13 protein-coding genes are annotated in these 11018 nt (G+C 39.6%); 5 read left to right on the plus strand and 8 right to left on the minus strand.

Annotated features, from left to right (window positions below):
- Window positions 1-27 precede the first annotated feature (27 nt).
- The 4 genes from WC310_05380 to WC310_05395 all read left to right on the plus strand — a co-directional run bounded on the left by WC310_05380 (window position 28) and on the right by WC310_05395 (window position 4500).
- Complete coding sequence (locus WC310_05380; GenBank protein MFA5359213.1) at window positions 28-378, plus strand: hypothetical protein; 351 nt, start codon at window positions 28-30, stop codon at window positions 376-378.
- Window positions 379-795: 417 nt separating this feature from the next.
- Window positions 796-1329: a hypothetical protein gene (locus tag WC310_05385; GenBank protein ID MFA5359214.1), complete on the plus strand. Its 534-nt coding sequence runs from the start codon at window positions 796-798 to the stop codon at window positions 1327-1329.
- Window positions 1330-1691: 362 nt separating this feature from the next.
- Window positions 1692-3749: a PEP/pyruvate-binding domain-containing protein gene (locus tag WC310_05390; GenBank protein ID MFA5359215.1), complete on the plus strand. Its 2058-nt coding sequence runs from the start codon at window positions 1692-1694 to the stop codon at window positions 3747-3749.
- A gap of 418 nt (window positions 3750-4167) precedes the next feature.
- The gene (locus WC310_05395) at window positions 4168-4500 is read left to right on the plus strand and encodes a hypothetical protein (protein ID MFA5359216.1); all 333 of its coding nucleotides are present in this window, start codon (window positions 4168-4170) and stop codon (window positions 4498-4500) included.
- Here WC310_05395 and WC310_05400 read toward each other — a convergent pair.
- From WC310_05400 to WC310_05420, 5 genes are read right to left on the minus strand one after another with little or no spacing between them, the layout of a single operon-like run.
- The gene (locus tag WC310_05400) at window positions 4483-5499 is read right to left on the minus strand and encodes an IS30 family transposase (protein MFA5359217.1); all 1017 of its coding nucleotides are present in this window, start codon (window positions 5497-5499) and stop codon (window positions 4483-4485) included. The genes WC310_05395 and WC310_05400 overlap by 18 nt on opposite strands.
- A complete protein-coding gene (locus WC310_05405; GenBank protein ID MFA5359218.1) occupies window positions 5474-6694 on the minus strand; it encodes a glycosyltransferase family 4 protein in 1221 nt (406 codons plus the stop codon). The genes WC310_05400 and WC310_05405 overlap by 26 nt, the downstream gene beginning before the upstream one ends.
- Window positions 6695-6742: 48 nt before the next feature.
- The gene (locus WC310_05410; GenBank protein ID MFA5359219.1) at window positions 6743-7111 is read right to left on the minus strand and encodes a four helix bundle protein; all 369 of its coding nucleotides are present in this window, start codon (window positions 7109-7111) and stop codon (window positions 6743-6745) included.
- A 59-nt stretch (window positions 7112-7170) separates the two neighbouring features.
- Window positions 7171-8073, minus strand: a complete 903-nt coding sequence (locus WC310_05415; protein MFA5359220.1) for an NAD-dependent epimerase/dehydratase family protein — start codon at window positions 8071-8073, stop codon at window positions 7171-7173.
- Window positions 8074-8089: 16 nt separating this feature from the next.
- On the minus strand, window positions 8090-8959 hold the full coding sequence (locus WC310_05420; protein MFA5359221.1) for a hypothetical protein: 870 nt from the start codon (window positions 8957-8959) through the stop codon (window positions 8090-8092).
- A gap of 90 nt (window positions 8960-9049) precedes the next feature.
- Here WC310_05420 and WC310_05425 point away from each other — a divergent pair, with 90 nt between their 5' ends.
- Window positions 9050-10207 carry a glycosyltransferase family 4 protein gene (locus tag WC310_05425; GenBank protein ID MFA5359222.1) on the plus strand — a complete coding sequence of 386 codons (1158 nt, stop codon included), beginning with the start codon at window positions 9050-9052 and terminating at the stop codon, window positions 10205-10207.
- Between the two features lie 5 nt (window positions 10208-10212).
- Here WC310_05425 and WC310_05430 read toward each other — a convergent pair whose 3' ends face one another.
- The 3 genes from WC310_05430 to WC310_05440 all read right to left on the minus strand — a co-directional run.
- Complete coding sequence (locus WC310_05430) at window positions 10213-10560, minus strand: helix-turn-helix domain-containing protein (GenBank protein MFA5359223.1); 348 nt, start codon at window positions 10558-10560, stop codon at window positions 10213-10215.
- Window positions 10557-10850: a type II toxin-antitoxin system HigB family toxin gene (locus WC310_05435; GenBank protein ID MFA5359224.1), complete on the minus strand. Its 294-nt coding sequence runs from the start codon at window positions 10848-10850 to the stop codon at window positions 10557-10559. Before WC310_05435 ends, WC310_05430 begins: the two co-directional genes overlap by 4 nt.
- 56 nt (window positions 10851-10906) lie before the next feature.
- Window positions 10907-11018: inner membrane CreD family protein (locus WC310_05440; protein ID MFA5359225.1), on the minus strand; the 112-nt coding region annotated here is incomplete at its 5' end.

Genomic DNA, 11018 nt, shown 5'->3' on the forward strand with positions numbered 1-11018 from the left:
TTAAGTGAAATATAACAAAAAAATATTATGAATCCTGAAAAAATTATCCCCGAACAAAAAGGGGATATTAAACAAGAATATTTAAATGACTTTGTTGACTTTCGGCAAAATTATCTCGATGATTTGCCTCCGCAAACAATAGAACAGGATGATCCAAACTTATCTAAATATAAATGTCGTGGCAATTTTTTCTTCGGTGTATGTGGTAGAATCAGCAATCTTATTAACGAAGGTATTATTACTCATCCTAACACACTTGCGAAAGCAAGGGATTTTATTGAATATGCAAAGCATAGAGATTGGAAAAAAATGTCAACACAGGTAGATATTGATAAGGTGAATGAAATTTTAGATATTCTAATACAAGAGCTATCATAATATTTTTTTGTCATACATCACTTAACACGGCACATGCGGTTCAGAAATTTTGCGCAATTATATTTCAAGGAGTGCAAAATTTCCTCACCCAAATTGCGCTGACGAAATGACAAGTTTAGTGGTATAATCAAGTAAGGCGATATTAACAAAATAATCAGTTAAACCACGGCGCAACTTCGCATGTGCCGATACGTTGCGCGGAAACGCTCGCTTGCTCACTCCGCTTCGCTCCGTTCACGCGCTCGCTTATTCCGCGCAATGTGCGGCGCCTCCGTCGCCAGTTGCGCTCCCGCCGCTCGCAAGCTCGCGGCTCCGCGCAACTGTCGCCTATGCGGAATGCCGCTTCAGCCCTGCGGGGCTGGCGGCACTCCGCATGAGGCGCCGCACGTTAGGTAAAATAAATATTTTTTTAACCTTATGGATAACATTCAAATGGAACAAAAACAATTTATAGATGACATTAAAACGGAACAAAAACGATATATTGGCATAGCTATTCAAATCAATTTAGCTTTTTGGACATCTCTTATAGCTATAAATGGAATCACAATTGCTGGCTTTTCCATTATAGCAACATCATATAATTTTAATCTGCTTCTATCGTCAATAGTCATCACTCCTTCTGTTATTTCTTGTTTTCTAATTATTAACAACTTTTTATTAGCTAAACAACAGTACGAAATATTAAATAGTATATCCGATAATATACAAGAAATAACAGACGAACAAAAAGAAAAAAATAGATTAGAGGCTGAAAAGAAGCACAAAATAATAGAAAAAAATAATAATACGGTTATTAAATTAATAATATCTCAAGTAATCTTTTTCGTATTGATCATATCTTTTTTTATTCTCTTTCCTAATTTTATCAACCTTATCTTTATGAAAAACTTCATCCCACCAACTGATATGCGTCCACATTGGCATGCCTCTTTCCATTGCCCACAATAAAGCCAGCATTTTTTTTTCTTTTTGTTTTCGTTTTTGTTCCTTTGTCATTTGAATGGAATAAAAAATATTTACATTACCTAACACGGCATATCTGGTTCAGAAATTTTGCCTATCACATATATTAAAGTCGCAAAATTTCTTCACCCATATTTTACTCCACTTCGTTTCGTAAAACATCAGATATGCCGATACGTTATACGCAATTCAAAAAATATTTTTCTAACGGAGAATAAGGAATGATAGGCTTTCAAAGGGGAATAAATTTGATTTTTTCTTTATTTATAGAGGGGGATAATTGTGTTTTCTTACGCTTCGCTTCCGAAAACGATTTATTTATTAACTTTATATCACAACACTAAAATATGGTTGAAACTTTAATTAAAATCTTTAAACAAATCTCCAAGACTGATGCTGAAATCGCTGGCGGTAAAGGTGCATCGCTTGGAGAAATGACGCAGGCAGGAATTCCTGTTCCTGAAGGTTTTGTTATTCTCTCAAATGCTTTTGATAGGTTTTTAGAAGAAACGGATCTAAATGTTGAAATTGACGCTGTTTTAGGCACGGTTAATATTAAAAAAGTTCATACTGTTGAAAATGCTTCTGAAAAAATTCAAGCAATAATTCTTTCTAGAGAGATACCTGAAGATATTAAAACAGAAATTTTGAAATTTTATAAAAACCTAGATTCTAAATTCGTGGCTGTTCGTTCTTCTGCAACATCAGAAGATTCTGCTTCTGCTGCTTGGGCTGGGCAATTGGATAGTTTTCTTAATACTACTAAAGAAACTCTTTTAGAAAATGTAAAAAGATGTTGGGCTTCTTTATTTACTCCGAGAGCGATTTTCTACAGATTTGAAAAGAAATTAAACAAAGATAAAATTTCTGTTGCGGTTGTTGTTCAGAAAATGGTTGATTCTGAAGAATCAGGAATTGCTTTTTCTGTTCATCCTGTTACGCAAGATGAAAATCAAATTATTATTGAAGCTGGTTTTGGTTTAGGCGAAGCGATTGTTTCAGGCTCAATTACTCCAGATAGTTATGTGGTAGACAAGCAAGGATTTTCAATTTTAGATATTAATGTAAATGAGCAAACAAAAGCATTATACAAAAAAGCCAAAGGCGGAAATAGATGGAAAGAGTTGGGCGAAAAAGGAAAAAAGCAAGTCTTAACTGAAAAAGAGATTATCGAATTATCTAAACTTATTGTAAAAATTGAAAATCATTATGGTTTTCCTTGCGATATTGAATGGGTGAAGAAAAAAGATAAATTCTATATTATACAAAGCAGACCAATTACAACTTTAAACAGCAATTCCTTAAATAAAAATTATCTAACTGAGTTAGTGAAAAAGTTAGAATTAAATCCTTCAACAGAGAGGAATCTCTCTTTACTGACATTAAGCTGTGTCGCCTTGGCCTATACAAAATTTCTCAGACAAATTTCTGGGTTGTCATATAAGTCAGTAGCAGGTTTAGGCGACAAAACTAAATGGACTTCTTTTTTAAATGAAAAAGACATTATTAAACAAACAGAAATACTTATTAAAAAAAATCAAAAGAAATTAAAAGGAAGAATCATCGAACCTTTATATTCGGACTTTCTTGAAGTTGAAAAAAAATTACTTGCTAGGTTAATTAACTTTAGAAAAAACCCAGAGAATTCGTTTTTGCGGATCATTGAAATATATCCTAGGTATATCGCCCACATTGGTTTATATAATTGCTTTTGGCGTGCAATTGGAGATGGAAAAAACATTTCTATTCCCAACGAACTCATCAAGATTATTGAGACTAATAGACAAAGAATTACAAAATATTATCCTAAAATAGAGAAAACATTGCAAGAAACAGCAAAGGAGATAGGCAAAAAAAATAATTTTGGTGGATCTCTGTTGTTGTCGTTTTCGTATGCCGAGATAATTAAGAAAAAGAATTTTAAACTTTTAGATAAAGACGTTCTATTACTAAGACAAAGACAAGATAACTACTTTTATATTTATTCTGAAAAAAATAATAAAGAAATTATTTCTATAAATAGTGCAACTATTTCCCAATTAAATAAAAATTATATGGCATTAACCCAATCAATACCCGGGGAAATTAAAGGAACATCCGCCTATCCTGGAATAAAAACAGGGATAGTACTTAAAGTACCGAATAAAACAAAAAATATGCCGGAAAATATGATTATAGTAGTGCCCATGACTCATCCTAAAGATATTATGTTAATAAGGAAGTCAGAGGCAATCATTACAGATGAAGGAGGAATATTATCGCATGCAGCAATTATATCGAGAGAACTGCAAAAACCTTGTATTATTGGAACAAAAATTGCAACGAAAATATTGAATGACGGAGATCTGGTGGAAGTAGATGCAAATCAAGGAATAATAAAAGTTCTAAAGAAAGCCAAACAATAAGGAGTTTTGAAAAATGAAATTCACCCCTAACCACTCTTTCATTTTTCAAAACGAAAAAAAATCAAATTTATAAGAATTGAGAAAAGCCTATCTGATGAACAAGAACGAAAAATATTTTTTGAACTCACTCCGCTTCGCTCCGTGCCACGCTGCGCTCTCCTCCTTTCAGTCGTCGGGGCGTATAACAAGGGATATACGGTTCGCCTCTCGGCTCGGGGCTCACCCAAATTTTTCTTCCGCTATGCTACAGAAAAACTTCGTATATCCCTAACGTTATATGAAATACATGTTTTCCTTTTGGGGCTATCGCCCCTACCCTAAAAAAATAATCAGATTTTGTTTTTTATTTATTTAAAAGGGGAAATAAGGTGTTTTCTCCGCTCCGCTACGAAAACGATTTATTTTAAAATTTAACAATATGAGAAAAAAAATTATTTTAATTATATTTTTTATGCTTTTAACTATAGCACCCGTTAATATCACAAAAGCGACTAACGACATAAAGGACGCTACCACAACCAATGAATCTAAAAATGTAAAATTTAAAAATGTTTACAACTACCATTTTCCACATAAAACACTTTACCCAAACAACCCACATCTGCGTCAAATAAAAGATAAAAATATTTTAGAAATTTTAAAAAGTATTATTGAGTATATCTCAAAAAATGTTTGGGGATTTATTTTTCTGATGTGGATAGTTGTATCAATCAAGAGGGCAATACATAATAACTTAGTTTCCAGAATTTAACGCAACAGCGTTGTTAATAAGTTGATTAAACACCTCGTACGGTTTTTGGAATTGTAGCGCCTGCCGGGGACGCCCGTTCAGCAGATTCTGTACCTTCTTAACCTCATACCGCGATACTGTCTTGAAGTCCGTTCCTTTGGGAAAAAATTGTCTGATCAGCCCGTTGGTATTTTCATTCGTTCCCCGCTCCCAGGGACTGCGCGGGTGCGCGAAGTATACTTTGACTCCGGTAATGTTGGTAAACAGTTTGTGTCTGGCCATTTCCCGTCCCTGGTCATAGGTCATTGACAACTTCATCTGTTGCGGCAGTTTCTTCACCTCTTTGGCGAAGGCTTTCGCGACCACTTCCGCCTCTCTGCTTTTAACCGGAACGAGAATAGTCGTGCGGCTCGTGCGCTCCACCAGAGTGCCAAGAGCCGAATGATTGTTCTTGCCAACAATTAAATCGCCTTCCCAGTGCCCGGGGATAATCCGGTCAGCCACCTCTTTCGGCCGCTCCTCAATACTGAGCATATCCTCTATTTTACGCCCCATTTTGGCACCTCTGCCCTGTTTGTATCTCCGTTTGTGGTTGCGCCGCAGACAAGCCGTGAGCTCCTTTTTCAAAGAGCCGCGCGGCAGCACGTAGATGTAGGTGTATATTGTCTCCGGCGAAATGCGCATCGTCATATCTAGAGGATAGTCCTTTTTCAGCTCTTCGGCAATTTGGCGCGGCGACCATTTCTTTCTGAGCTTGCGGCAGATGTATCCCCGGAGCCGCCGTTCGCGGTTTAGACGGCGTTTACCTATTTTTCTTTTACTGGCGTTGCGTTGCGCCCGGCGTTGCGCCTTGGCCGCCCGATAGGTATACTGGTTACAGCTGCCCCGGCTGATTTCCCGGCTGATAGTGCTGGCGTAGCGCCCCAACCGTCTGGCGATGTCTTGGAACGAACAATTTTGAGCGAGCATCCGGCTGATTTCTTCCCGCTCCACCTCACTTAATCTGGTATAATTTTTCATAGGAATCTAACGTAACACTTTTGGCGCTTCGCGCCAATGTTGTTGCGTTAGATTCTGGATTGAAACTATGTTTCATTTGTTCGGAAATTTTGTCCCAATTATATTTTTCCAAAACCATCTGTTTGGCGGCTGTTACCACCGGCAGTACAGACGAGGCATGCCTCGTCTCTACGTCGTCCAAAATATATTTTATTTTTTCGGCAATGCTTGCTGGATTATTAACCTGACAAAACCAGCCGGTTTCATTATCTTTCAAAAAATCCGGGATACCGCCGCTCGGTGTAGCAACAACCGGCACGCCATAGGCCATTGCCTCCAGAAACGAATTTCCCAACCCCTCGGACAGCGACGGCCGGCAGAAAACATCGGCCGCCGCGTAAAATTTCGGCAATTCTGCCGGCGGGACAAAACCCATGAATTTTACTTTTTTTTCTATCCCTAACTTCTTACTTCTAACTTCTAACTTTTCCCTTTCTTCACCATCTCCGCAAATTACTAAAGTATTTTGTATTTTGTATCTGGTATTAAGCAGAGCAACTGCTTCAATCAAATCCATAATCCCATTCTTTTTCACCAATCGTGAAGTGGTGAGAATAATTTTATCATCTTCAATAACGCCAAGTTGTTTTCGTAAATCTGAAATCTGAAATCTGAAATCTGAAATCTTATTCACTCCGTTTGGCACAACTTCCACCGGACAAGTCGCTTTCATCTCTCTCGCCCACTTTGCTAAATAGGAGCTAATGCACTGAATATAATCAGCTCGGCAAAAAATTTCTTTAAACCAAAATTTTACCGGCCAAACTTTGCGTTCTATTTGTTTCAAGTCATCACCCTCTTGCAGTGTTAACAAAAATTTCACGCCCCTGTTTTTTTTCTTAAAAAACAAAGCGGCAAAACCGGAAAAGCTTGCCATAATTGACCAGGCAACGTCATAGTGATTTTTTTGGTGCAAACGCCCGGCCAGCCGCGCGGCGCGAAACGGAAATAAAAGTTTATCAAATCTCCCCAGGCCGCGGCCGATTCTATACACCGTTACATTACCGATTTTTTCCTGCGGTACATCTTTAATATCCAGACGAACCGTAATCATGTCAAAAGAAACTTCACTAATTCTGCTCGTGATTTCTTTAACCGCCACTTCGGCGCCGCCGACGTACGGAAAATATGCAGTTGAAAAAATGAGAACTCTCATAAATGCAAAATGAAAATTTTAAAATGCAAAATGCAAGCCGATCGGAATTTACTTTTTATTGCCTTTCTTATTCCTTTGAGCCGTGTTACTGGAAGCAATCATTATGGCCAAAATTTCCAGCGTCTCTTGCAACAGCGGCGCCACCAATTCTTTTTTTAATAATTTTGCTTCTATAATCAATTCCAACCAGAAGGCACTTTCATCTGTTTCCTCTATTACTATACCTAACTTGGAAATAAAATCAGCTATGGAACGTGCCCGGCAAACTGCTCTGTAATTTGCTCCTACAGACGTGCCGGAACGAATTATTTGATTACCAATTGTTCTGCCAGCTGAAGTTTTAGGTAACGCTGCAACTAATTTCAAAATTCGTAAAGCATACTGTTTTGTCCTTAATTTTAGATCAGTCTTATCCATAAATTTTACTTTTGCATTACAGCATTGCCATTTTGCATTTTGCAATCTGCATTTTGCATTTATTCTATCCTTAATTGTCGTTTGTACTCTGGAATCCAGTCTTCCAATTTAACTTCCGGCTCCCAGCCTAAAAGTTCTTTGGCTAAAGTATTAGCGCATAAATTTCGGCGCGGCTCTATGCGGGGCAAAATGTTAACGGTCGGCCCGCCGATCATTGTGGCAATCTGGTTCACGGAGTACTCGTTGCTCTGTCCGGTATTAATCGCCCGTCCGTCGCTGACGTCGCTTGCGGCCGCGAGCAGGTTGGCCCGCACGATATCTTTGACAAACGTATAAGTTCGCTGTTGCGTCCCGTCCCCGACAATCGTCAGGGGCTGGCCGTTTTTTTTCTGGCTGGCAAAAATTCCCACTACCGAAGCGTACGCTCCCTCCAAAACCATGCGCGGCCCAAAAACGTTAAAATAGCGCAGACAGACCGTTGGCAATTTATAAACGTAGCTGAACAACCGGCAGTACTCCTCGCCGATGTATTTTTGCAGACCGTACGGGCTTATCGGCACAGCCGGAAATGTCTCTTGTAACGGCATTTCCTTATAGTCACCGTACGCTGATGAAGAAGCGGCATACACGACTTTTTTCACCTTGGCTTCCTTGGCCGCCATCAAAACGTTCAGCGTGCCGTTGACGTTATTATCGTTATATTTAACCGGGTCTTCAATTGACGGCTGTACACGCGCCAGCGCGGCTTCGTGGAATACGTAGTCCACACCGGCAAAGTGCGGCTTGATTTTTTCCAAGTCACGCAGGTCAACTTCCACAAATTTCGCTTGCTCGTTTAAATTTTCTTTTTTGCCGGTTGATAAATTATCCAAAACAGTCACCTCGTCGCCGCGCGCAATCAACGCGTCAACCAAGTTTGAGCCGATAAAGCCGGCTCCGCCCGTTACTAAACACTTATTCATATTTTAGATTTTAGATTTATGATTTTGAATTTAAGATTATATCTTCTCCATACACTCCTTTAAGCAAATCCAAATCCTTCCCGCTCTTTACCAGCAAATCAATATTTTTTTTCTGCGCGCTCTTTAAAAATTCCGTGCCGGCCACATCGCCGACCATTTGTTCATACAATCCGGCCAAAGCGGCAAAGTCTTTGATGAAGCATCCGCCGCCGGCGCCGCGCCCGCTCTTGTGCAGAGGTTTGGCGTAACGATTGCAGATATACGGGTCGGCTTCCAGCGCCGGCTGGATTTTCAGCCAGTCAGCATTCAAACTGCTGGCGAGGTCGTAAAGCGCGTTAAATAAAACAATCTGCATGTAGCCGCTCATATTGTGCGAATATTTTATCAGTTCCGCCTCGGTGCTTGAACAAATATGCTGAAACGGCGCCGGCGGCAAAACAGCCAATATACGCTGCGCGGCCGCGCGATGTGCTTCATCATCCACCGTCAACCCGATAATATTAGAAAACGGGTGTGCCGCGTCATGAGCCGCCGTGGCTTCAGACAGAAATTCCGGCGCGTACAAGATGACAATGCGCGGATGCTCTTTTTGAAAACGTGCCGTGGTGCCGGGTAAAATCGTTGACTTGACAACGGCGACTTTGCTCTCACCCACCAAATCAAGCGCTTGGGCAACAATGCCGGCATCAAAACCCTGCGGCGTGGTCGGCGTGGGCACGGCAATGATAACGATGTCGCACTCTCTAATTTTTTCTTTGTTCTGGCGGTACGGCTCTTCCAGCGCGTAGCGCACCGTTTCAAAACCGCGGGCTTCAAAATCATCCGCGTAGTTTCGGCCGATCCAGCCCTGGCCGATAAAACCGATAAGCGGCTTGCCTTCGTTCATATTTTATTGATTTTAGTGAATAAAAAATACTGTTGATTTTTCGCTAACTATAAGTTATTATTAAATAAATACGCTCAAAAGTCAATTTGTATGCCCAAAAAAATCCTCTACCTCATTACTCAATCAGATTTCGGCGGCGCCCAGCGTTATGTTTATGATTTAGCTACGAGTATTAGCAAAAATTTTACTGCTGTCGTTGCCGGCGGCGAGCAGGGATACGCTGGAGAGCTGGCGAAAAAATTGCAGGAAAAAAACATCCGCTATGTCTGCCTTTCTCATCTCAAACGCGCCATTAACCCCCGGCACGACTTTTTAGTTTTTTGGCAAATTGTCAAACTTATCAAGCAAGAGCGGCCGGATATCATCCACCTCAACAGTTCAAAAATCTCCATCCTCGGCTCGTTAGCCGCACAATTTATTCGCATATTCGCAATTCGCAGATTAGCATTTCATTCGCAGATTAGCATAATATACACTGTGCATGGCTGGGTATTTAATGAAGACCTTCCGGCTTGGCAAGAATGGTTTTACAAAACAGCGGAACGCTTTACGGCATATTTTAAAGACAAAATAATCTGCCTTTCTGAATTTGAAAAAAATAATACAATAAAAAACAACGTAGCGCCGACTGAAAAAATTTCTGTCATTTACAACGGACGTGAAGCAATTGACTTCTTACCCCGCGAGCAAGCCCGGGAGAAGTTGGGAATTCCCCGCGACGCGTTTGTTATCGGCGCCATTGGAAATTTAAACAAAAACAAAGGTTATGAGTATTTAATAAAAGCCGTAAAAAAATTGCAGATTTTGGATTTTAAATTGCAGATTGTTATTATTGGTCAAGGTTTGGAATTTAATAATCTAAAATCTAAAATCTTAAATCTAAAATTATCTGATAAGATAAAAATAATGGGAAATATTCCTGATGCCGCGAAACTTCTACCGGCTTTTGACCTCTACGTCTGCTCGTCAGTCAAAGAAGGACTCCCCTACACGATTTTAGAAGCTATGCAGGCGGGTTTGCCGATTGTAACAACAACGGTCGGCGCTATTCCCGAAGTAGTTACAGACAAAAAAAACGGCCTGTTGGTTGAGCCGAAAAATCCGCAAGCCTTGGCGGAAAAAATACAATATCTGATTGACCATCCTGATGTTGCGAAAAAACTTGGGGAGCAAGCGCAAGAAGACGTGAGAGAGAAATTTAGTTTGGAGCGGATGGTTGAAGAAACCGAAAAAATTTACCGACAATGATTTTATTAATGAATCAGCGAATCAACTGGAATGTTTAAATCCACATGGAAAGCTCGTATCATGTTGAGCGATAGCTTTCTTTTTTTATTGAAAATTTCAGAAACCCTATTGGCCCCGACTATTTTAGCAACGTCTTTTTGCTGTAAATTCATCTGCTCCATGCGAAATTTAATAGCTTCTATCGGGTCGGGCGGCAAAATTTTATAGGTATCAGCTTCGTATTTCTCTATTAAAATAGTCAAAACTTCAAGCTCGTCACCGGCTTTCGTATTTGGCTTCGCTTCCCATAGTTTTTCAACTTTTTTCAAGGCCGCTTCGTAATCTTTGTGTTTTTTGATTGGTTTAATACTCATATTGTTTCTGCGTTTATTTTGTCATAGATTTCGTGCATGCCGATAAATCGTATATAAACTATCCTGAAATCATATTTAACAGCAACGACTAACCTATACTTATTTCCTGCTATATTAAATACGACTCGCTTATTTTTCAGAATACTGGCGTTTTTATATTTTTTTTTAATGTCATGCGGACTGTTCCATTGCTCTTTTTTAACTTCGTGATACCACGCTGTTAACGGTTGCTCTGAGTCTTTATGATTTTGCCAAAAATCTTTTATTGTTTTTACGGCAATGATTCTCATTTGGATTGCTTACTACAGCATATTCCCATTTTGGGAAATTGTCAAATAATACATCCCTATTTTTCTTCCGCATTGAACCCATACCAGTCTATATTCCTGGAAACATACATAACGACAGCCAGCACAATGAAAAGTCCGCTGCTTCCCATAAGCAGGGCGTAATCTTCC

The organism is Patescibacteria group bacterium, from assembly GCA_041653535.1.
GTDB lineage: Bacteria > Patescibacteriota > Patescibacteriia > JACRDY01 > JACRDY01 > JBAZFH01.

What these genes read in the sequence shown, in the direction of transcription:
- WC310_05390 (MFA5359215.1), top strand. Translation starts at nt 1,692, where the DNA reads ATGGTTGAAACTTTAATTAAAATCTTTAAACAAATCTCCAAGACTGAT.
- WC310_05410 (MFA5359219.1), bottom strand. Translation starts at nt 7,111, where the DNA reads ATGGATAAGACTGATCTAAAATTAAGGACAAAACAGTATGCTTTACGA.
- WC310_05405 (MFA5359218.1), bottom strand. Translation starts at nt 6,694, where the DNA reads ATGAGAGTTCTCATTTTTTCAACTGCATATTTTCCGTACGTCGGCGGC.
- WC310_05395 (MFA5359216.1), top strand. Translation starts at nt 4,168, where the DNA reads ATGAGAAAAAAAATTATTTTAATTATATTTTTTATGCTTTTAACTATA.
- WC310_05420 (MFA5359221.1), bottom strand. Translation starts at nt 8,959, where the DNA reads ATGAACGAAGGCAAGCCGCTTATCGGTTTTATCGGCCAGGGCTGGATC.
- WC310_05425 (MFA5359222.1), top strand. Translation starts at nt 9,050, where the DNA reads ATGCCCAAAAAAATCCTCTACCTCATTACTCAATCAGATTTCGGCGGC.
- WC310_05415 (MFA5359220.1), bottom strand. Translation starts at nt 8,073, where the DNA reads ATGAATAAGTGTTTAGTAACGGGCGGAGCCGGCTTTATCGGCTCAAAC.
- WC310_05380 (MFA5359213.1), top strand. Translation starts at nt 28, where the DNA reads ATGAATCCTGAAAAAATTATCCCCGAACAAAAAGGGGATATTAAACAA.
- WC310_05385 (MFA5359214.1), top strand. Translation starts at nt 796, where the DNA reads ATGGATAACATTCAAATGGAACAAAAACAATTTATAGATGACATTAAA.
- WC310_05430 (MFA5359223.1), bottom strand. Translation starts at nt 10,560, where the DNA reads ATGAGTATTAAACCAATCAAAAAACACAAAGATTACGAAGCGGCCTTG.
- WC310_05435 (MFA5359224.1), bottom strand. Translation starts at nt 10,850, where the DNA reads ATGAGAATCATTGCCGTAAAAACAATAAAAGATTTTTGGCAAAATCAT.
- WC310_05400 (MFA5359217.1), bottom strand. Translation starts at nt 5,499, where the DNA reads ATGAAAAATTATACCAGATTAAGTGAGGTGGAGCGGGAAGAAATCAGC.